The 20359-nt window shown below is 74.4% G+C and carries 15 protein-coding genes and 2 pseudogenes; 11 read left to right on the forward strand and 6 right to left on the reverse strand.

What is annotated here, in order from left to right; genetic code table 11:
* Positions 1-25: 25 nt before the first annotated feature.
* From AB0953_RS19935 to AB0953_RS19955, 5 genes and pseudogenes are all read left to right on the forward strand, one after another.
* Positions 26-1030 carry a TauD/TfdA family dioxygenase gene (locus AB0953_RS19935; protein ID WP_366860820.1) on the forward strand — a complete coding sequence of 335 codons (1005 nt, stop codon included), beginning with the start codon at positions 26-28 and terminating at the stop codon, positions 1028-1030.
* Positions 1027-2100, forward strand: a complete 1074-nt coding sequence (gene sbnB, locus AB0953_RS19940; RefSeq protein ID WP_366860821.1) for a 2,3-diaminopropionate biosynthesis protein SbnB — start codon at positions 1027-1029, stop codon at positions 2098-2100. The genes AB0953_RS19935 and sbnB overlap by 4 nt, the downstream gene beginning before the upstream one ends.
* A 114-nt stretch (positions 2101-2214) precedes the next feature.
* The gene (gene sbnA, locus AB0953_RS19945) at positions 2215-3222 is read left to right on the forward strand and encodes a 2,3-diaminopropionate biosynthesis protein SbnA (protein ID WP_366860822.1); all 1008 of its coding nucleotides are present in this window, start codon (positions 2215-2217) and stop codon (positions 3220-3222) included.
* Between the two features lie 162 nt (positions 3223-3384).
* A complete protein-coding gene (locus AB0953_RS19950) occupies positions 3385-5205 on the forward strand; it encodes an AMP-dependent synthetase/ligase (RefSeq protein WP_366860823.1) in 1821 nt (606 codons plus the stop codon).
* A 152-nt stretch (positions 5206-5357) separates the two neighbouring features.
* Positions 5358-6205, forward strand: a pseudogene (locus AB0953_RS19955) (aldo/keto reductase).
* A gap of 85 nt (positions 6206-6290) precedes the next feature.
* Here AB0953_RS19955 and AB0953_RS19960 read toward each other — a convergent pair.
* A complete protein-coding gene (locus AB0953_RS19960; protein WP_366860824.1) occupies positions 6291-6596 on the reverse strand; it encodes a 4a-hydroxytetrahydrobiopterin dehydratase in 306 nt (101 codons plus the stop codon).
* A 169-nt stretch (positions 6597-6765) separates the two neighbouring features.
* On the opposite strand from AB0953_RS19960, the gene AB0953_RS19965 reads away from it, so the two are divergent.
* The gene (locus AB0953_RS19965; protein ID WP_366860825.1) at positions 6766-7578 is read left to right on the forward strand and encodes a helix-turn-helix transcriptional regulator; all 813 of its coding nucleotides are present in this window, start codon (positions 6766-6768) and stop codon (positions 7576-7578) included.
* Here AB0953_RS19965 and AB0953_RS19970 read toward each other — a convergent pair.
* On the reverse strand, positions 7564-7986 hold the full coding sequence (locus AB0953_RS19970) for a hypothetical protein (RefSeq protein ID WP_366860826.1): 423 nt from the start codon (positions 7984-7986) through the stop codon (positions 7564-7566). The genes AB0953_RS19965 and AB0953_RS19970 overlap by 15 nt on opposite strands.
* Before the next feature lie 423 nt (positions 7987-8409).
* Here AB0953_RS19970 and AB0953_RS19975 point away from each other — a divergent pair, with 423 nt between their 5' ends.
* The 3 genes from AB0953_RS19975 to AB0953_RS19985 all read left to right on the forward strand — a co-directional run bounded on the left by AB0953_RS19975 (position 8410) and on the right by AB0953_RS19985 (position 11764).
* Entirely contained in the window at positions 8410-8973 is a 564-nt protein-coding gene (locus AB0953_RS19975; protein WP_366860827.1) for a toxin-antitoxin system, toxin component, read from the forward strand.
* 131 nt (positions 8974-9104) lie between these two features.
* Positions 9105-10574, forward strand: a complete 1470-nt coding sequence (locus AB0953_RS19980; RefSeq protein WP_366860828.1) for a pyridine nucleotide-disulfide oxidoreductase — start codon at positions 9105-9107, stop codon at positions 10572-10574.
* Positions 10571-11764, forward strand: coding sequence for an MAB_1171c family putative transporter (locus tag AB0953_RS19985; protein WP_366860829.1), 1194 nt, complete (start codon positions 10571-10573; stop codon positions 11762-11764). Before AB0953_RS19980 ends, AB0953_RS19985 begins: the two co-directional genes overlap by 4 nt.
* Before the next feature lie 36 nt (positions 11765-11800).
* Here AB0953_RS19985 and AB0953_RS19990 read toward each other — a convergent pair whose 3' ends face one another.
* Complete coding sequence (locus AB0953_RS19990; RefSeq protein WP_366860830.1) at positions 11801-13054, reverse strand: NADH:flavin oxidoreductase/NADH oxidase family protein; 1254 nt, start codon at positions 13052-13054, stop codon at positions 11801-11803.
* 227 nt (positions 13055-13281) lie between these two features.
* Complete coding sequence (locus tag AB0953_RS19995; protein WP_366860831.1) at positions 13282-14178, reverse strand: bifunctional 5,10-methylenetetrahydrofolate dehydrogenase/5,10-methenyltetrahydrofolate cyclohydrolase; 897 nt, start codon at positions 14176-14178, stop codon at positions 13282-13284.
* A gap of 216 nt (positions 14179-14394) precedes the next feature.
* On the opposite strand from AB0953_RS19995, the pseudogene AB0953_RS20000 reads away from it, so the two are divergent.
* Both AB0953_RS20000 and AB0953_RS20005 read left to right on the forward strand, forming a co-directional pair.
* Positions 14395-14562 (forward strand): annotated as a pseudogene (locus tag AB0953_RS20000) (SAM-dependent methyltransferase); the annotation flags it as partial.
* Positions 14563-14782: 220 nt separating this feature from the next.
* Entirely contained in the window at positions 14783-16399 is a 1617-nt protein-coding gene (locus AB0953_RS20005) for an RNA polymerase sigma factor (protein ID WP_366860832.1), read from the forward strand.
* A 121-nt stretch (positions 16400-16520) separates the two neighbouring features.
* Here the strand turns inward: AB0953_RS20005 and AB0953_RS20010 are convergent, their stop codons facing one another.
* Together AB0953_RS20010 and AB0953_RS20015 are read right to left on the reverse strand one after the other, a co-directional pair.
* Entirely contained in the window at positions 16521-17813 is a 1293-nt protein-coding gene (locus tag AB0953_RS20010) for an amino acid permease (RefSeq protein WP_366860953.1), read from the reverse strand.
* A 211-nt stretch (positions 17814-18024) separates the two neighbouring features.
* Positions 18025-20193, reverse strand: a complete 2169-nt coding sequence (locus AB0953_RS20015) for a phage holin family protein (protein ID WP_366860833.1) — start codon at positions 20191-20193, stop codon at positions 18025-18027.
* Positions 20194-20359: the final 166 nt, after the last annotated feature.

The raw sequence follows: 20359 nt of genomic DNA on the forward strand, positions 1-20359 counted from the left end.
GAGCCGCCACCGAAAGGAGAGTCAGATGGCGTCCTCATCCCCGACGTCACTTCCCGATCCAGAGCTGCGACCCGGCCGACCGCCGGTGGTGCAGGTGGAGATCGAGGACGGGGCCCCGCAGTGGGCGGCACGGCACCGGGACGCGTTGCGCGCCGCCGTCGCCGAGCACGGCGCGCTGCTGGTCCGCGGCCTCGGACTGCGCGAACCGGACGTGATCGGCGCGGTGTTCCGCGCCCTGGCCGCGGAGCTGATGGTCGAACGTGAGGCGTTCGCGCCCCGCGAGGAGCGCGGCGGCGGGGTGCACTCCCCCACGCAGTGGCCGCCGAACCAGCCGATGTGCATGCATCACGAGCTCAGCTACCGGGTGGAGTTCCCGGGCCTGATGCTCTTCGCCTGCCCGACGGCGCCCGCGACGGGCGGGGCCACCGCTGTGGCGGACGGGCCGACCGTGCTCGAGGCCCTGCCGGCCGAGCTGGCCGAGCGGTTCGAGCGCCAGGGCTGGCTGCTCACCCGCAGCTACAACGACGAGATCGGGGCCTCGGTGGCCGAGTCCTTCGGCACCGACGACCGGGCCGCCGTGGAGGCGTACTGCCGGGCCAACGCCATCGAGTTCGAGTGGCAGCCCGACGGCGGGCTGCGGGCCAGGCAGCGGCGCAGCGCCGTGGTGCGCCACCCGGGCAGCGGCCGCCGCTGCTGGTTCAACCAGATCGCCTTCCTCAACGAGTGGACGCTCGCCCCGGAAGTACGCGACTACCTGGTGGACGTGTACGGCCCCGACGGCCTGCCGTTCAACACGCGCTACGGGAACGGCGACCCGATCGGCGAGGACGTGGTGCAGCTCCTGAACAAGATCTACGAGCAGGCCACGGTGCGTGAGCCGTGGCGCTCCGGCGACCTGCTGATGGTGGACAACATCCGCACGGCGCACAGCAGGGAGCCCTACGAGGGTCCGCGCGAGGTGCTCGTCGGCCTGGCCGACCCGGTGCACCTGGCCGACTGCTCCCCCACCGTGGAGGTGAGCGCACGATGACCGGTACGTCGTCCCGCCCCGCTGCGCCGGCGCCGGCCGAGGCCGGCCGGGTGGTGCCGCCCTTCGCCGTGGTCCCCGGCATCCAGGTGGAGCAGGTGCTCAAGGGCCGGGAGAAGCAGCTCGTCGAGCTCGTCGAGGCCACCTACCTGCTGCACAGCGCAGGCCAGTCGGTGAACCCGGCCTCGTACTTCCTGCGGTTCCCCGACCGCCCCTCCTCCCGCATCATCGCCCTGCCTGCCTCCCTGGGAGGGTCCGTGCAGGTGGACGGGCTGAAGTGGATCTCCAGTTTCCCGGAGAACGTGGCGGCCGGGATCCCCCGCGCGTCGGCGGTGCTGATCCTCAACGACCACACCACCGGCTACCCGTTCGCCTGCCTGGAGGCGTCCCTCATCAGCGCCACCCGGACCGCCGCCTCGGCGGCGCTGGCCACCGGCTGGCTGTGCCGGGGCCGGCCCCGCCCCACCCGGGTGGGCTTCTTCGGCGCCGGCCTCATCGCCCGCTACATCCACACCTTCCTGACGGCCACCGGCTGGTCCTTCGACGAGATCGGGATCCACGACCTGTCGACGGACAGCGCCGCCGGCTTCCGCTGCTACCTGGAGCAGTCGGACACGCCCGGGCGGATCACGGTGCACGACAGCCCGGAGGACCTGATCCGCTACAGCGACGTGGTGGTCTTCGCCACCGTCGCCGGCACTCCGCACGTCCACGACCCGTCGTGGTTCTCGCACAACCCCGTGGTGCTCCACGTGTCGCTGCGCGACCTCGCACCGGAGATCCTGCTCGGCTCGACCAACATCGTCGACGACGTCGAGCACTGCCTGAAGGCGGACACCTCGCCCCATCTGGCCGAGCAGCTCACCGGGAGCCGGGACTTCCTGCACGGCACGCTGACCGACGTGATGACCGGGCAGGTGGGGGTGCCCCGCGACCGGCCGGTCGTCTTCTCCCCGTTCGGGCTCGGGGTGCTCGACCTCGCGGTCGGCAAGTTCGTCTACGACGAGCTGGAGCGCTCAGGAGAACTGCACTTCAGCAAGGACTTCTTCCACGGCCTGCGCCGGTACGGATGAACCGCAACGGGACGCAGCCGGTACCCACAGGACCGCACGTCCGCTGACACGGGGTCCCCGCTCAGGAGATGAGCTCAGGGGACGGGGACCCTGCCGAGGATCAGGAGGGCAACCGTGCCCGTCATATCCACCCCCTACGACTTCCACGAGGAGCAGCTCTACGTCGACCTCCGGCCGATGTTCGGGCAGCCGCTCTTCCTGAAGTGCGAGGGATTCAACTTCGCCGGCTCGATCAAACTGAAGGCCGCCGTCGAGATGGTGCAATCCGCTGAGCAGGAGGGCCTCCTGACCGAGGACTCGGTCATCGTCGAGTCCTCGTCGGGAAACCTCGGAGTCGCCCTCAGCATGATCGCGGCGAGCAAGGGCTACCGGTTCCTGTGCGTGACCGACTCACGCTGCAACCTGACCACCCGGCTGATGATGGAGGCGCTGGGCAGCGAGGTCCGCGCCATCTCCCAGGAGGGCCACCCGCAAGGCCCGCTCGGCGCCCGGCTGGAGTACGTCCGGGCGCTGTGCGCCTCCGACGACCGGTACGTGTGGCTGAGCCAGTACACCAATCCGGGCAACTGGCGGGCCCACTACCGGCGCACCGCGCCGGCGGTGGCGCGCCGGTTCCCCGCGCTGGACGTCCTGTTCGTGGGGGCCGGCACCACCGGCACCCTGATGGGCTGCGCCCGGTTCTTCCGGGAGTGGCACCGGCCGGTGCGCATCGTCGCCCTGGACGCCGTGGGGTCGGTGTCCTTCGGCGGCCGGCCGGGCCGGCGGATGATCCCGGGGCTCGGCATGAGCATCCGTCCCCCGCTGCTGGACGAGTCCTTCGTGGACGAGGTGGTCAGGGTGGAGGAGGCGGACACCGTCCGGGCCTGTCACCTCATGGCCCGCAAGGGCTTCCTCTTCGGCGGTTCGACCGGCACGGTGGTCAGCGGCGCCACGAGGTGGCTCGCCGAGCACGACGCGCACGACCTCACCGCCGTGGCCCTGGCCCCGGATCTGGGCGAGCGCTATCTGAACACCGTCTACCAGCCCAGCTGGCTGCACGCCCAGTACGGGGAGGACGTGCTCGAGGACGCGGGGACGCCGGCCGCCGACGGGCTTACGCAGGGTCTGGCCGTGGGCTCCTGAGGGAGCCGCCCGGCACGGAACCCGGAAGACCCCTGCCGTTGCAGGGGTCTTCCGGGTTCGGGGCGCGGGTAGGTGGGGAGGTCTTGTGGAGGTCTCCGCGCGGTGATCAACCGTGGGGAGGCGTGGGGTAGCGTCGCCGCGCTGCGGGGAGAGGAGCGGGGCATGCGCGAGGTCACGGTCCCACCGGTCGTCACGGAGGCACCCGTCGGCGGGCTCGCCGATGCCGTGTTCCGGCACGCCGGGGAGGATCCCGGCCGGGTGGTGATGGGGCGCAAGGTCGGCGGGGTGTGGCGGGACGTGACCTCCGGGGAGCTCGCCGGCGAGGTGCTGGCGCTGGCGCGGGGGCTGCTGGCGCAGGGGGTGCGGTTCGGGGAGCGGGTCGCCGTGATGTCCCGTACCCGGTACGAGTGGACGCTGTTCGACTTCGCGCTGTGGGCGATCGGCGCGCAGCCGGTGCCCGTCTACCCCACGTCCTCGGCGGAGCAGGTGCACTGGATCCTGAGCGACTCCGGGTGCAGTGCCTGCGTGGTGGAGGACGAGGACCAGGCGATGACGGTGGGGTCGGTGGTCGAGGGGCTGCCGGGGCTGCGGCGGCTGTGGCAGCTGGACGCCGGGGCGGTCGAGGCGCTCGTCGCCGACGGCCGCTCCGTCGACGAGGGGACGGTGCACCGGCACCGCGCCGCGGTCACGCCCGACGCCGTCGCGACGGTGATCTACACCTCGGGGACCACGGGGCGCCCCAAGGGGTGCGTGCTGACCCACGGCAACTTCATGTACGAGGCGGACACGCTGGTGGCCCGGTGGGAGCCGGTGTTCCGGGCGGGGCCCGGGGAGGCGTCGACGCTGCTGTTCCTGCCGCTCGCGCACGTCTTCGGGCGGATGGTGGAGGTGGCGGCCGTCCGGGCCCGGGTGAAGCTGGGGCACCAGCCGGTGCTGGCGGCGGCGGAGCTGCTGCCGGACCTCGCGGCGTTCCGGCCGAGCTTCGTGCTGGGGGTGCCGTACGTCTTCGAGAAGGTGTTCGCGGCGGCCCGCCGCAAAGCGGAGGCGGAGGGGCGCACGGGCCCCTTCGACCGGGCGGTGGAGACGGCCGTGCGGTACGCGGAGGCGCGCGAGCAGAAGGCGTTCGGCGCGGGTCCGGGGCCGTCGGCCACGCTGCGCATGGAGCACCAGCTGTTCGAGAGGCTGGTGTACGCCAAGGTGCGCGAGGCGATGGGCGGGCGGGTGCGGTACGCGATGTCGGGGGGTTCGGCGATGTCGCGGCGGCTCGGGCTGTTCTTCGAGGGGGCCGGGATCACCGTGTACGAGGGGTACGGGCTGACGGAGTCCTGCGCGGCGGCCACGGCGAACCCGCCGGGTGCGATCAAGTACGGGACGGTGGGGCGGCCGATCCCCGGCGGTACGGTGCACATCGCCGAGGACGGGGAGGTGTGGCTGCACGGCGGGCACGTCTTCTCGGGGTACCTCAACGATCCGCGGGCCACGGAGGCGGTGCTGCGCGGCGGCTGGCTGGCGACCGGGGACCTGGGGCGGCTGGACGGGGACGGGTACCTGACGATCACCGGGCGGAAGAAGGAGATCCTGGTGACCTCCAACGGCAAGAGCGTCGCGCCGGCCGCGCTGGAGGAGCGGGTGCGCTCGCACCCGCTGGTCGCGCAGTGCGTGCTGGTGGGCAACGACCGGCCGTACGTCGCCGCCCTGATCACGCTGGATCCGGAGGGGGTGGCGCACTGGCTGTCGATGCGCAGCCGGCCGCAGCTGCCGGCGGCGCAGCTGGTGCAGGACCCGGATCTGACGGCGGAGGTGCGCCGGGCGGTGGTGGCGGCGAACACGCTGGTCTCGCAGGCGGAGTCGATCCGTACGTTCAGGGTGCTGGCGGAGCAGTTCACGGAGGAGCGGGGGCTGCTGACGCCGTCGCTGAAGCTGAAGCGGCGCGCGATCGAGAAGGCCTACGCGCGGGAGGTGGCCGCGCTCTACGGTGGCTGAGGGCGGGTGCCGCCGGGCCCGGCCCGAGGCGCCGTCCGGGTGCGACCTGGCGGGCGATCGGGGGATCGGCCGCCCCGGCGGGAATAGGGGGGTGGGACGGCCGGTTGCCGCCCCGCGTACGCTCGCCCGACGACCCCGAGGAACGGCACCAGGTGAACCAGGTCCCCGCCATCCTGCTCAACAACGGCACGTCCATGCCCCGGCTCGGCTACGGCGTCTGGCAGATCCCCGACGCCGAGGCCGAGCGTGCGGTCGGGACGGCGCTGGAGGCGGCTACCGCAGCATCGACACGGCTGCCGTGTACGGCAACGAGGGGGGCACCGGCAGGGCCGTCGCCTCCTGCGGGCTGCCGCGCGAGGAGGTGTTCGTCACCACCAAGCTGTGGAACGGGCGGGACCGGACCTGGCGCCGTCCGCAGGTGTTGGAGGCGTTCGAGGAGTCCCTGGGCCGGCTGGGCCTGGACTACGTGGACCTGTACCTGATCCACTGGCCGCGCCCGATGCGGGACGACTTCCTGTACATCTGGGAGGCGTTCGAGGAGCTCGCGGAGAGCGGCCGGGCGCGGGCCGTCGGCGTGTCGAACTTCCGCGCGCAGGACCTGGAGCGGCTCGCCGGGCGCAGCTCCCTCGTGCCGGCCGTGAACCAGATCGAGCTGCATCCGCTGCTGCCGCAGGGCGGGCTGCGGGCGCTGCACTCCCGGCTCGGGATCACCACCGAGGCGTGGTCGCCGCTGGGCCAGGGCCAGGGGCTGCTGAGCCTGCCGGTGGTCGCGGGGATCGCCGAGCGGTACGGGCGCACCCCGGCGCAGGTGGTGCTGCGCTGGCACCTGCAGCTGGGCAACGTGGCGATCCCGAAGTCGTCGACGCCGTCGCGGATCCGGGAGAACCTGGACGTCTTCGGCTTCGAGCTGGACGAGGCCGACGTGGCGGCGCTGGAGGCGCTGGGCAGCGGGCCGGCGGGGCGGCGGATCGGTCCTGACCCGGCCTCGTTCGACTACTGAGCCGGCTGGCCCGGGCCGGGGCCGGCGGGGCGGGCCGGGGGGCCCGCCGGCCGGCGCGGGGCGCGGGCCGGGCCCCGGGGCGGGGTCAGCTCGCTCCGTGGGCGGGGGCGATGGCCTCGACGCGTTCGGCGAGGGCGAAGTCGGTCTCGGTGACCGCGTCGCCTGCGCTGTGGGTGTTCATCGACAGCCGGACGGTGTTGTAGCCGAGGGTGAGGTCGGAGTGGTGGTTCAGCTCGTCCTGCACGGCGGCGATGTGGGCGACCAGGGCGCTCGCCGCGACGTGGGTTCCCAGCCGGTAGGTGCGGATGATCCGGTCGTCCTCGAAGGCCCACCCGGGCAGTTCCCGCAACCGGTCCTCGATCTCCTTCTGCGAAAGCGGCTCGCCTGCCATGGGCATGCTCCTCCCGTTCGGGGCCGAACTCCTGACGTGGGGTCAAGGTTCCCACACCGCACGCCGGAGGGAAGGGTGCGCGCCGCGGCGCGGGCGGCTGCTTCGGCGCCGTCGGCGTCCCGACCGGCGAAACGCCCTCCACCTGCGGCGACCCGTCTGAGGTAGCGTCATGCGCATGGCGACTACGACACACGCGGAGAGCGGATCCGTCGGGGCCCTGCTGCGCGCCTGGCGCGAGCGGCGCGGCATGAGCCAGCTGGAGCTGGCGGGGCGTGCGGACTCCTCCTCGCGCCACATCAGCTTCATCGAGACCGGCCGGTCCAAGCCGAGCCAGGAGATGGTGCTGCGCCTGGCGGACCGCCTGGACGTCCCCGTCCGCGAGCGCAACGCGCTGCTGCTGGCCGCCGGGTACGCGCCGCGCTACGCGCAGACGCCGCTGGACGACCCGGCGATGGGGACGCTGCGCGAGGGCCTGGAGCGGCTGCTGACCGGCTACGAGCCGTACCCGGCGCTGGTGGTGGACGCGACGTACGACGTGGTCGCCGCCAACCGCGGCATCATGATGCTGCTGGAGGGGCTGCCCGAGGACCTGCTGGCCCCGCCGCTGAACGCGATGCGGATCACCCTGCACCCGCAGGGCCTGGCGCCGCGGATCCACAACCTCAGGGAGTGGCGCGGCCACCTGCTGGCGCAGATGGAGCGGCAGATCGCGCTCGCCCGCTCCGCGCCGCTGCGCGCCCTGTACGAGGAGGTGGCGGCCTACCCGGTGCCCGACCGCCCGGGCGATGCCGCACCGGCCGAGCCGGTCCCGTACGTCGCGCTGCCGCTCGTCATCGAGCACGACGGGCAGCTGCTGTCCTTCGTGTCGTCCATCGCGACGTTCAACACCCCGATGGACGTGACCGTCGCCGAGCTGGCCATCGAGACGATGCTGCCGGCCGACCCGGCGACGGTGAAGTACCTGCGCTCACTGGGGCCCTGAGGCGGCGCGGAGCGCCCTCTGCTGGAGTGCGGCGAAGGCGGCGACGACGGCGGCCTGCGCCGGGATCCACACCAGTGCGGCGGCGGTGGGGGCCTGCCAGAGCAGCAGCGAGGCCAGGCTGGCGGCCGCCCAGGCGTAGTTGGCCTCGACGACGAGCTTGACGGGCAGGACCGGCGGGCGGCGGCGCGCGGCCAGCCAGCCGACGCCGGCGCCGTAGAGGGCGAGGAAGGCCCCGAGCCCGAGCAGGGTGGTCCCGCCGACGCCGAGCAGCCGGCCGAGGGGGCCGCTGAAGGCCGCGTAGGCCAGGCCGTTGCCGCCGGTGACGACGGCGTCGAGGGCGAGGAAGCGGCGCAGGGCGGTCTGCGGGGCGGTGGTGCGGGCGACGCTGCCGATCAGGGTTGCGGACATGACGGATCAGCCTCCATCGAGGGGTCGGATGGCGCGGGTGGAAGGGCCGGGGCGGTGAAGGGCGACCCTCGGGGGGGGTCTTGCGGGGTGTTCCCCGGCCCGGTGGCTCCACTGTGCCGCTGCGGTGCGGGGCGGGTCGATTACCTCGGACGTCATGGCCGGGCCGCAGCCGCTGCGGGCGGCCCGCGGGCCCCGGCCGCCGGTCTGCGCCGCTCCCCCGGCGCCCGGCGCCGCGCCGGCGCCCGCCGCGAGAAAGGCCGGGGATCTCCTGCCCCGGCGGGGGGCGGCGGGCTAGGCTGCTGGCAGCCGAAGACCTCGAACGTCCTGTCGACATACGGAGAACCACACGGTGTCAGCCCCCGCCCGACCCGACCCCGAGGCGGCGCGGGCCCGCGTCGGGGCGCCGGCGGAGGGGGGAGCGCCATGAGGACCACACGGAGCATGCGGAAGCTGGGCGCGGATCTGCTGGCGGAGGTGCGCCGGGCGGCCCCGGGCGACGCCGCCGGGATCGTCGGCAGCCTGTGCGCCGCGTACGGGCGCCGCCGCGGCGGCCGGCCGGTGGACTTCCGCTTCGCCGGCTTCCCGCCGGACACCGCCAGCGGGCTGTGGCTGGAGCTGCCCGACCGGGACCTGCTCGTGATCGAGGAGCGCACCCGGCCGGCCCACCAACTGGTCATCGCCTGCCACGAGTTGTGGCACCTGGAGGAGGGGACCTGCGACAGCCACGGGCCGGGCATGGCGGTGGCCGCGCGGCTGGCCGGTCCGGGCGGCGACCTGGCGCAGCTGCTGCGCCCGGACGGCGGGCTGGGCAGCGTGGTACGGCAGGCCGCGGCGCGCGCCGACCGGGAGGATCCGGCGGAGATCCGGGCGGAGACCTTCGGCCTGCACCTGGGCAAGATCTTGAAGACGTTCCTGCAGGCGCCCTGCGAGGAGCACTTCCCCGAGCCGATCGAGCGCATCAAGTCCTCGCTCGGATGGGGCCGTTGATCCCGGGAGCGGGCCTGCGGCGCGGCCCCGCAGCCGCGGCGGTCGCCGTCCCCCTGCCCACGCACCCCGCCAGCCCCCCGGCCTGACGCGCCGCGGCCCCCGCCCGGCCCCGACAGAGAGCACCGCACACGATGACCCAGTCCACCCCGCCCCGCCACGCCGTCGTCATCGGCGGCAGCATGGCCGGCCTGCTCGCGGCTGCCGTGCTCGCCGAGCACGCCACGGTCACGATCATCGACGCCGACGTGCTGCCCCCCGGCCCGGAGCCGCGCCGCGGGCTCCCGCAGGCCCGGCACGTCCACGTCATGTGGTCGGGCGGGGCCCGCGCCATCGAGCGGATCCTGCCGGGCATCACCGCGCAGTGGACGGCGGCGGGCGCGCTGCGCCGCAGCCTGCCCGACGACCTGGTCACCAAGACGGCGCAGGGCTGGATCCCGCGCTGCGGGGAGAAGCAGTTCAACATCTCCTGCAGCCGCGACCTCCTCGACTCCGTGGTGCGGGCCCGCGTGACCGGCCTGAGCGGCGTCTCCACGCTGCAGCAGAGCCGGGTGCGCGCCCTGGAGGGCTCGGCGGCCCGCGTCACCGGCGTGCGCGTCGACACCCCCGGCGAGCGGGGGAAGCTGATCACCGCGGACCTCGTGGTGGACGCGAGCGGGCGCGGCTCGCGGGCCCGCGCCTGGCTGCAGCAGCTCGGTGTGGGCGGCATCCGGCAGGCCGAGGTCGACTCCGGACTGGTGTACGCGACGCGGATCTTCCGGGCCCCGCCGGGGGCGCACGAGATGGGCTTCCCCATCGTCAACGTGCAGTCGGACCCGCGGGTCGCGGTTCCGGGGCGGACGGCGACCATCGTTCCCATCGAGAACGGGCAGTGGCAGGCCACGTTATCCGGGACCCGCGGCGGCCAGCCCACCGGCGACCCCGACCGGTTCATCCCGTTCGCCAAGTCGGTGCGGGACCCGATCGTCGGCGAGCTCCTGGAGGGCCGCACGCCGCTCACGGACGTCGCCGTCACCCAGGGCACCGCCAACCGCAGGGTGTACTTCGAGAAGGCGGACCTGCCCGACGGGTTCTTCGCCGTCGGGGACTCGGTGGCCACCTTCAACCCGCTGTACGGGCAGGGCATGACCGTCGCCGCCCGGGGCCTGCTGGCCGTGCGGGCCCTGCTGCGGTCCAAGGGCCTGGCCCACCCGGCCGTCGGCCGCGCGGCGCAGCGCGCGCTCGCCCCGCAGGTGGCCACCGCCTGGGAGCTGGCGACCTCACAGGACATCCTCTACCCGGGCGCGACCGGGATGCGGCCGCGGACCGGTGCCGGGCTGCTCAACGCGTACGTCAACCGGCTGATGACGGGGGCGACGACGCGGGAGGCGCTGACGGCGGCCTTCCTCCAGGTGATCACGATGAGCAGCCCGCCCACGTACTGGCTGCGGCCCCCGGTGGTGTGGAACGTGCTGCGCGCCTCGGACCGGGGGGCGCTGAAGGCGCCGCCGCTGACGGCGGCCGAGCGGGCCGTGGCGGGGCTGGACCGGCCGGCGGACACCACCGGTCCGGCGGGGCCCTCGGGCCCCGTCGGTCCCGTCGATCCCGTCGGCCGGGCGCGATGACGGACGGGCTCATCCTGTACGTCCCGGGGTCGGTGCTGATCCTGGCGCTGCTGATCAAGGCGCCGACCCTGCGCCGGGGCTGGGACCAGCCGCTGATGCGGGCCGTGTGCACGCTGCTGTGCGTCGGCTGCCTGGTGATGTTCCTGGCGGCGCCGCCGACGATCTCCGCGGTCAACCGGCTCGTCGGCATCACCAATGTCTCGGCGCCGCTGGTGTACGGGGCGCTGACCGCGTTCTCCGGCTCGTGCATCGTCCTGGTCCTGCACTGGAGCGCCGGGCCGCCGGCGGCCGTGCGCCGGGCCACCCGGCTCACCGCGGCCGTGTTCGGCGCCGTGACCCTGCTCATCGTGGCCTTCTTCGTGATCGGCGACGCGCCGGTGGAGCGGCTGCGGGACCTGGACACGTACTACGCGAACACGCCGTGGATCCGCGAGATGATCGTCTGCTACCTGCTGGCGCACACCGCGGGCAGCTCGGCGCTGACCGGGCTGTGCTGGAAGTGGCTGCTGCGGGTGGCTCCCTCGCTGCGTCCGCTGCGCACGGGGCTGGCGCTGATCGTGCTGGGCGGGGTGCTGGACCTCGGCTACCTCGTCGCGAAGTGGGCCGCGGTCGGCGCCCGCTGGGCCGGGCGGGACTGGGACGCCCTGTCGACGTACGTGGCCCCGCCGCTGGCCTCGGCCTCCGCCCTGATGGTGGGCTCGGGGTTCATCGTGCCGCTGGTCGGCGGGTCGGCGGCCTGGCGGGACTACCGCCGCTACCGCAGGCTGCGCCCGCTGTGGAAGGCGCTGCGCGGGTTCGCCTCGCCGAGCGTGATGACCGTGCCGCTGACCTGGTGGTCGCCGATCGGGATCCGGCTGATCCACCGCGAGTCGGTGATCGACGACGGGATCCTCGCGCTGGGCTGCTGGTTCGACCCCGGGGTACGGTGCGCCGCGTACGAGGCCGCGCGCGCCGAGGGGCTGCGCGATCCGCAGGCCTCGCTGGTGGCGGACGCGGCCATGCTCGCGGCGGCGGTCCGGCGCCGCCGGAGCGCCGAGCTGGCGGGGCTCCTCGGGGAGCACAAGGAGCGCGGCGACCAGGGCCCGCCCGATCCCTGGCGGCTGGATTCGGGGCCCCTCGCGGAGCTGGCGCACGCCTTCCACTCCTCGCCCATCGTGGCCGCCGTGCGCCGCGATCCGCCCGAGGGGTAGCCGGCGCCGCGGGCGGCGGGCGGGGGCGGGGCGGGGTCAGGCGGCGAGAGCGTCCTGCGGTTCGGGATTGCGGGCCAGCCACGTCCCGTACGCGCGGACCCGGCGCCAGTGCCGCAGCCGGTCGAGGGCGAACGCGGCCCGCGGTGAGGCCTGCGGCCGCGGCTCCAGGCCCCGGGCGAGGCGGTGCAGCTGGTGGCGTACGAAGGCGAGCAGCCCGGCGCCGGCCACGTCCCGGTCCTTCCAGTCGAGCCGTTCCACGGTCACCGCCACGTCCTCGCCGGCGCGCCAGCGGGCGGGCAGGTCGGGGCGGAACGCCAGGGCCGAGGCGAGGCCCACGACGTCCACGCCGCGTTCCAGTACCCGGCGGGCGGTCTGCGGTCCGGCTATGCCGCCGGTCAGCATCAGGGGCATCGCGGTCGTCCCGAGGAACCGCTCGGCGAAGGAGAGGAAGTACGCCTCCCGCTCCAGGGTGCGCCGGTCGGCGGTGCGGCCGAGGGTGGCGGGGCTCTCGACGCTGCCGCCCGACAGTTCGACCAGGTCGACGCCGAGGTCCCCGAGGAGGGCGAGGACGTGCGCCGCGTCCTCGACGTCGAAGCCACCGCGCTGGAAGTCGGCGGTGTTCAGTTTGACCGCGACCGCGAAGCCGTCGCCGGCCCGTTCGCGGACGGCCCGGACGACCTCGGCGAGCAGCCGGACCCGGTTGGCCGGGCTGCCGCCCCAGCGGTCGGTGCGGCGGTTGACCAGCGGGGAGAGGAACTGGCTGAGCAGGTAGCCGTGGGCGGCGTGGATCTGGACGCCGTCGAAGCCGGCGTCACGGGCGCGCCGGGCGGTGGCCGCGAACCGGGCGACGGTGGCCTCGATGTCGGCCGCGGTCATGGCGGTGGGGCGGGCGAAGCGCTTGGTGTGCCTGCCGAGGCTCACGCCGACGGCGGAGGGCGCCCAGGCGGTGCCGGGCATCTCGGAGCCGACCTGGCGGCCCGGGTGGTTGATCTGCATCCAGACGCGGCCGCCGCCGGACGCGGCGGCGCGGGCCCAGCGCCGGAACGGCTCCAGCGGGGCGTGCGCGTCGAGGACGACGGTGCCGGGGGCGGTCAGGGCGCGGCGGTCCACCATGACGTTCCCGGTGATCAGCAGCCCTGCGCCGCCCTGCGCCCACCGGCGGTAGAGGCGTTCGAGGCGCTCGTCGGGGAGCTGTCCGGGGCCGGCGAGGCCCTCTTCCATCGCCGCCTTGGCGAGCCGGTTCGGCAGGGTCGTGCCGTTCGGCAGGTCGAGCGGTGCGAACAGGTCCATCGGTGCTCCCCCCGGGTGGTGTGCGGCAGGCGGCCTGCGCGCGGGCGCCAAGATACGCCGCGCGCCGGCCAGGCGGCAGGGCCGTGCAGGCGCGAGGAGGACCAGGTGGGGCGGGCGGGCCGGGTGCGCCGGGAGGGGGCCGAGGGACGGTGGGCACGGCGGAACGCCCCGGGTCTGCGAGGGACCCGGGGCGCGGTCCCCGGTGGTGCGGGGGGGGAGGAGGCGGGTCAGAGCTCCGCGAGGGACAGGCCGGCCTGGGCGGCGGCGGCCTGGACGGTCTGCTCCAGCAGCACGGCGATGGTCATGGGGCCGACCCCGCCGGGGACCGGCGTGATCAGGGAGGCGCGGGCGGCGGCGGACTCGAAGTGGACGTCGCCGACGTTGCCCTCGTTGTAGCCCGCGTCCAGGACGACGGCGCCGGGCTTGATGTCCTCGCCGCGGATGAACTCGGCCTTGCCGACGGCGGCGACCAGGACGTCGGCCTGGCGGACGATCGAGGACAGGTCCCGGGTGCGGGAGTGGCAGTAGGTGACGGTGGCGTTCTGCTCCAGCAGGAGCATGCCGGCGGGCTTGCCGAGGATGGCGCTGCGGCCGACGACGACGGCGTGCTTGCCGGTGAGGTCCACCTCGTACTCGGCGAGCAGGCGCATGATGCCGCCCGGGGTGCAGGAGACGAAGCCGGGCAGGCCGAAGCCCATGGCGGCGAAGGAGTGCATGGTGACGCCGTCGACGTCCTTGCCGGGGGCGATGGCCTCGAAGGCGGCGCGCTCGTCGATGTGGTGCGGGACCGGGTGCTGGAGCAGGATGCCGCTGATCTCCGGGTCCTCGGAGAGCGCCGTGATGGTGGCGACGAGCTCCTCGGTGGTGGTCTCGGCGGGCAGGGCCACGTGGCGGGAGGTGATCCCGGCCTTGGCGCAGCGGTTCTGCTTCATCCGGACGTAGGTGACGGACGCGGGGTCCTCGCCGACGAGGACGGTGGCCAGGCAGGGCGCGGTACCGGTGCGCTCGGTGATCTTCGCCGCGTACGCGGCGGTCTGCTCCGAGATGCGGCGGGCGAGGGCGGTGCCGTCCATGAGCGCGGCGGTGCGGGGCTGCTCGGCGGGAACGGTCTGGGCAGTCGTCATGGGGTCTCCTGAGCGTCGCTGCGGGATCGCGGTTCGCCCAGGCGCGCGGCAGTCGGCGTACGCGCGGTACGCCGGGCGTACCGGGGGTACGCCGGGCCGCTCCCCGGTGGTGATCCACCCGAACGCCAGTCACGGCCCGCACCCACTGTAGTCGACGCGCACAGGCGTACGAGGGGCCGCGCGGCGCGGACCGGGGCAATTCAGTGCATCACCGGCGTTCCGTCCGTGGTCTCCTTCCTGCGGAAGGCGGCCTGGAGGGTGCCCGGCTTCACGGTCGAGCAGTACCCCGACCGGCCGGCCGGGCTCCACGAACGGATCGAGCGGGAGGGCCCCTTCGTGGCGCACACCGCCCGGTTCCCGACCGCGGCCCGCAAGGCGGGCTGACGCCGCGGCGGGGGCGGACGGATCCGCGGCCGATCGGTTGCGCGGCCACAGCGTGGCGCAGGTCACTCAATTCAGCGCGTAACGAATCGACTCGGGCATGCGATGAACCGACAGGTGTCCTCGCGCGGCCCCGGAATACAGACCCCCCTCGGGCCTGTTTCCCGAGTCCGCGCGATGATGTCCCGCCCACTTCCTGTCTGTTCGCAACGAGAGGCTCCTTGTGTCGCTCAGCCCGTCCCGTACGTTCCCTCCGGAGATCGCCGAATCGGAGGCCCTGGTCGCGCTCGTCGAGCGCGGCCGCGAGCAGGGTCACATCAACGGTGATGACGTGCGTCAGGCCTTCGAGGCCGGCCGCATCCCGGTGGACCAGTGGAAGCGGGTCCTGCGCAGTCTGAACCAGGTCCTGGACGAGGAGGGTGTCGCCCTCCACGTCAGCGCGGCCCCCGCCACGAAGGCTGCCGCCAAGAAGCCGCGCAAGGCTGCCGCCGCCCCGGCCCGCACCGTGACCAAGAAGGCCGCGGCCGCCCCGCGCCCGATCGGCGCGCGCAGCCGGGCCGCGACCGCCGCGGCGGCTGCCGCCGCGGCCACCACGGCCACCACCGCTGCCGCGGCCCCCGCTGCGGCGATATCCGCACCGTCGGCCGCCGCGCCGGAGGCCGTCGCGGCCGAGGCCGCCGCCGAGCCGAAGAAGCGGACGGTCAAGAAGGCCGCCGCGAAGAAGACGGCCGTCAAGAAGACCGCCGCGGCGAAGAAGACCACCGCGAAGGACGCCGACGACGCCGAGAACCCGGCCCTCGAGGGCGAGGACTGGCAGACCGAGGACCTCGTCGACGAGGTCGAGGAGGAGGCCCCCGCGAGCGGCCAGGGCTTCGTGCTGTCCGACGAGGACGAGGACGACGCCCCGGCGCAGACGGTCATGGTGGCCGGCGCCACCGCGGACCCGGTCAAGGACTACCTGAAGCTCATCGGCAAGGTGCCGCTGCTCAACGCCGAGCAGGAGGTCGAGCTCGCCAAGCGGATCGAGGCCGGCCTGTTCTCCGAGTACAAGCTCGAAGAGGAGGAGGACCACAAGCCCTCCTACCGGCGCGAGCTGGAGATCCTGGTCGAGGACGGCCGCCGCGCGAAGAACCACCTGCTGGAGGCCAACCTCCGCCTCGTGGTCTCGCTGGCCAAGCGCTACACCGGCCGCGGCATGCTCTTCCTGGACCTGATCCAGGAGGGCAACGTCGGTCTGATCCGTGCGGTCGAGAAGTTCGACTACACCAAGGGCTTCAAGTTCTCCACGTACGCGACCTGGTGGATCCGGCAGGCGATCACGCGCGCCATGGCCGACCAGTCGCGCACCATCCGCATCCCGGTGCACATGGTCGAGATCATCAACAAGCTCGCCCGCGTGCAGCGCCAGATGCTCCAGGACCTCGGCCGCGAGCCCACGCCGGAGGAGCTGGGCAAGGAGCTCGACATGACCCCCGAGAAGGTCATCGAGGTCCAGAAGTACGGCCGTGAGCCGATCTCCCTGCACACCCCGCTGGGTGAGGAGGGCGACAGCGAGTTCGGCGACCTGATCGAGGACTCCGAGGCGGTCGTCCCGGCCGACGCGGTCTCCTTCACCTTCCTCCAGGAGCAGCTGCAGTCGATCCTGGGCACGCTCTCCGAGCGCGAGGCGGGCGTGGTGTCCATGCGCTACGGCCTGAACGACGGCCAGCCGAAGACCCTCGACGAGATCGGCCGCGTGTACGGGGTCACCCGTGAGCGCATCCGCCAGATCGAGTCGAAGACCATGTCGAAGCTGCGCCACCCGTCGCGCTCGCAGGTGCTGCGCGACTACCTGGACTGATCGGCCCTCCGCCCCTCCTACCCCCGCGAGGGCGGGGGGAGGAGGGAACGGCAGAAGGCCCGCGCCGTACGGCGCGGGCCTTCTTGCGTACGCGGATCTCCCGCCGCGCCCCCGGCGCGGTTCAGGCGGTGGCGCGCGCCTTGCGGGCGGCCATCACGGCGTACACGGGGACACCTGCGAAGAGGAACAGGACGCCCTGGTAGACGGCCGCGTAGCCGGAGCCGGCGACGAGCCACATCGAGAACCCGAAGGCCAGGACGGCGAGGGCGGCGTCGCGGACGAGCCGGCCGCGGTGGACCTGCTCGGAGCGGCCCGAGAGCAGCAGCTGGATCTGCGCGGCGGTGGACAGCAGGTAGGGCACGGTCGCCGTGAAGGTGGTGATCAGGACGAGGCTCTCGAAGACGCCCTGGGAGCCGGCGGTGTAGTTGTAGACGGTCAGGGCGGAGGCCAGCAGGACGGTGACGACGACACCGGTGACGGGGACGCCGCGCCGCTTGGTCTCGAAGGGCCTCGGGAAGAGTCCGTCCTTGGCGGCGGCGTACGGGGTCTGCGCGCTGAGCAGGGTCCAGCCGTTGAGGGCGCCGAGCATCGAGACGACGGCCGCGCAGGCGACCACGGTGCCGCCCCAGGTGCCGCCGAACATGGCGTTGACGGCGTCGGTGAAGGGGGCCTGGGAGGCGACCAGCTTGTCGTGGGCGACGAGGCCGAAGACGGAGAGGGTGCCCAGGAGGTAGACGGCGGCGGCGCCGAGGGTGCCCAGGACGGTGGCCCGGCCGACGTTGCGGGCGGGATCGCGGACCTCGCCGGCGCTGACCGCGGCCGACTCCACGCCGAGGTAGCTGAACAGCAGCATCGCGGCGGAGGCGGACAGGGCGCCGGCCGGGCTCTGGCCGGTCGCCTGGAACGGGCCGAGGTTGGCGGGGTCGAAGAAGAACAGGCCGCCGATCGCGACGAGCATCAGCGGGGCGAACTTCAGAACGGTGGCGACCAGTTGGACGGCGCCCACCCAGCGGGTGCCGGCCAGGTTGGCGAGCGCCGGCAGCCACTGCACGGTGAGGGCGGCCAGGCACATGGACCACCGGTGCGCGCCGACGGCCGGGAAGAGGACCGTGAGGTAGCCGACGGCCGCGACGGCGAGGGCGGCGTTCGACACCCAGGAGGTGATCCAGTAGGTCCAGGCCGCGAGGAAGCCGGCGAAGTCGCCGAAGGCGGCGCGGGCGTAGACGTAGGGGCCGCCGGTCTGCGGCAGGCGCTCGGCGAGCCGGCCGAAGACCAGGGCGAGGGCGATCGCGCCGAGCGTGAGCACGCCGAAGGCGAGCAGGCTGATCGTGCCGAAGGGCGCCACGGAGGCCGGCAGCAGGAAGATGCCGCCGCCGATGATGTTGCCCATGACCAGGCAGGTCGCGATGGGCAGGCCGAAGCGGCGGGCGTGCGGGCCGGAGCCCTCGGGGGCGGGGCCGTGGGGGGCGGAGCCTTCGGGGGCCTGGTGGGCCGGGGCTCCGGGAGCGGCGGGGGCCTCGTGGGCCGGGGCCAGGGCAGGGGTGGTGCTCAAGGGGTCGCGCCTCGGGTGTTTCACATGCCGGACAGGTCGACACATGCTCCGGTACGGTGCGGGCGCCGCCAAATCAGCGGGTTTCGTCCTGCACGGACACCCCTGCGGAAGGAAAGGTTCCGCCTGGCGGGGGCTGTGGCCGGTGATCCTTCACCGGCGTCCGGGATGTCCCCTCCGCACCCTCGGCACTGTCTGCCCCCTTCGTCCCCTGTACTCCGGCCGTCCCCAGCGGCACCTGCGGCCCGTCCGCCTCGCGGAGCCAGCGCCGCAGCACGCGGTGCACCGCCTCCGCGCCCACCAGCTCCGGGTCGGGCTCCGACAGCTCCGTCGGCCACATCAGGAACGGGCGCCCCTGCTCGCCGCCCAGGCCGCCGTGCGAGCCGATCTGCTCCTCGAAGGCGTGCACGGCCCCGGTCCCCGGGTCGTACGCCGAGTTCACCATGATGTCCGGGACGTGCGGGAAGGAGTCGGTGCGCCGGACGGCCTCGGCCGCGCCCGGACCGAAGGGGGCCAGCAGCGCCTCGGCCGCCCCCGGTTCGGACAGCCGGGCCGCCGCCCCGCCCCGGCCCAGCACCTCCCCGTCCACCAGCAGGAAGCCGACGCCGGGATGGTCGGCCAGCGTCGGCAGCAGCGCCGGGTGCGCCCGCTCGATCCGCTCCCGCGTCGCCCGGCCGGGGAGGTCCGGGAAGGAGATCACCGCGAGGTTGCCCGACGCGAGCACCACCGGGTCCGGGCCCGGCCGCGGACGCGCCTCCTCCCCCGCCTCCACCGGCCGGTGCAGGGCCGCGAGCACCGCCGCGCGGGCCTCCGCGCCGCTGCGGGTGCGGCCGGCCCGACGGGAGACCGGCAGCCCGCAGCCCGCCCGGACCAGGTCCTTCAGCGTCAGCCCGTACCGGCCGAGGAAGCTCTCCCCCGGGCTCTGGCCGTGGTCCGACAGCAGCACGATCCGGTACGTGCGCGGCGCGTGCTCGGCGACGCGGGCGAGCAGCGCCAGGCTCCGGTCGAGCCGGGCCAGCACCTGGTCGGTGTCCCGGCCGCGCGGGCCCGAGTGGTGGGCGACCTCGTCGTACGCGACCAGGTCGGCGTAGATCGCGGCGCGCCCCGCGAGGAGGTCGCCGATGACCGCCGCGACGACGACGTCCCGCTCGACGACCGTGGCGAAGGCCCGGATCAGCGGGTACAGGCCGCCGCGGGAGACGCGCGGCGCCGCGCCGCGCAGCCTGGCCCGCACCGCCTGCCCGATCTCGCGGCCGGCCTCGGCGGTGAAGGAGAGCGCGGTGCGCACCGCGTTCGCGGGGTCGGAGAAGTACGCGAAGTAGCCGGCCCGGGAGCGGTTCGCCCGCCCGCGCCGGGCCGAGACCGAGAGCACCAGGGCCAGTTGGTCGGCGCCGCCGCTGAACAGGTTGCCGCGGCTGGCCCCGTCCAGGGTGAGCAGTCCGCCGTCGCCGGTCCGTGCGACGGCGCGCCGCTGGAGCTCGGCGGCGCTGGTGGGCCGGTTGCAGACCACCACCTCGCCGGTGTCCTTCTCGTACCAGCGGAAGGCGGGCACGTCGAAGGTGGAGCCGTGCAGGATGCCGAGCTGGCTGGCGCCGGTCTGGCTGGACCAGTCGGTGCGCCAGGGGGTGATGCGGTGGCTGCGCTCCAGCCAGTCGGCCACCGTCGGCATCAGGCCGCGCGCGACGACGTCGCGCAGCACCGCGTGGCCGACGCCGTCGAGCTGGAGGAAGAGCAGCCCGGGCGGGGGCTCGGCGGAGCCCGGGGCGCCCGGGCCGCGCCGGCGCCGGCGGCGCCGGTCGGCGAGCCGGTAGAGGCGGCGGCGGTAGGCCTCGTCGTCGCGGACCGCGAGCGCGGTGGAGGTCGCGGAGGCGACGGCGGACATCACCGCGGCCACCACCACCGCGGTCTCGGGGGCCGCTTCGGCCCGGTCGGACGGGATGAGGCTGAGCGCCATCAGCAGGAGCGAGCCGTTGAGGAAGAAGACGAGCAGGCCCAGCACCAGGGCCGGGACGAGGAGCAGGGCCCGGACGACCACCGGCCACACCAGCGCGCTCAGCAGGCCGAACGCGCCGGCGCCCCAGGCCGCGGTCAGCCCGACCCGGGTGACGCTGTCGCCGTCCTCGGACTGGAGCCGGAAGTCGGGCAGGAGGCCGGCCAGGGCGAGCATCGTCAGCGTGGACACCGCCCAGACGACGGCGATCCGCATCAGGGCGCCGCCCGCACTCCGCCACCGTCCTCGCTGCACGCCGCACCCGCCTCGCGTCTCCCCCGGCAGACCCCGGGAGTTCGCCCCGCCCGCGGACCCCGCCGCCCCGTCCAGCGTCGCACAGCGGGAGCGGGGACGGCGGGTCACGCGGACGGCGCACGGGCGTACGCACGTCCGGCCGGCGGCGTGCGGGCGCGACCCGGCC

The organism is Streptomyces sp. NPDC046866 (genome assembly GCF_040704625.1).
Lineage (GTDB): Bacteria > Actinomycetota > Actinomycetes > Streptomycetales > Streptomycetaceae > Streptomyces.

What these genes read in the sequence shown, in the direction of transcription:
- sbnB (WP_366860821.1), top strand. Translation starts at nt 1,027, where the DNA reads ATGACCGGTACGTCGTCCCGCCCCGCTGCGCCGGCGCCGGCCGAGGCC.
- AB0953_RS19995 (WP_366860831.1), bottom strand. Translation starts at nt 14,178, where the DNA reads ATGACGACTGCCCAGACCGTTCCCGCCGAGCAGCCCCGCACCGCCGCG.
- AB0953_RS19985 (WP_366860829.1), top strand. Translation starts at nt 10,571, where the DNA reads ATGACGGACGGGCTCATCCTGTACGTCCCGGGGTCGGTGCTGATCCTG.
- AB0953_RS19935 (WP_366860820.1), top strand. Translation starts at nt 26, where the DNA reads ATGGCGTCCTCATCCCCGACGTCACTTCCCGATCCAGAGCTGCGACCC.
- AB0953_RS19975 (WP_366860827.1), top strand. Translation starts at nt 8,410, where the DNA reads ATGAGGACCACACGGAGCATGCGGAAGCTGGGCGCGGATCTGCTGGCG.
- AB0953_RS19970 (WP_366860826.1), bottom strand. Translation starts at nt 7,986, where the DNA reads ATGTCCGCAACCCTGATCGGCAGCGTCGCCCGCACCACCGCCCCGCAG.
- AB0953_RS19960 (WP_366860824.1), bottom strand. Translation starts at nt 6,596, where the DNA reads ATGGCAGGCGAGCCGCTTTCGCAGAAGGAGATCGAGGACCGGTTGCGG.
- AB0953_RS19965 (WP_366860825.1), top strand. Translation starts at nt 6,766, where the DNA reads ATGCGCATGGCGACTACGACACACGCGGAGAGCGGATCCGTCGGGGCC.
- AB0953_RS19990 (WP_366860830.1), bottom strand. Translation starts at nt 13,054, where the DNA reads ATGGACCTGTTCGCACCGCTCGACCTGCCGAACGGCACGACCCTGCCG.
- AB0953_RS19980 (WP_366860828.1), top strand. Translation starts at nt 9,105, where the DNA reads ATGACCCAGTCCACCCCGCCCCGCCACGCCGTCGTCATCGGCGGCAGC.
- AB0953_RS19950 (WP_366860823.1), top strand. Translation starts at nt 3,385, where the DNA reads ATGCGCGAGGTCACGGTCCCACCGGTCGTCACGGAGGCACCCGTCGGC.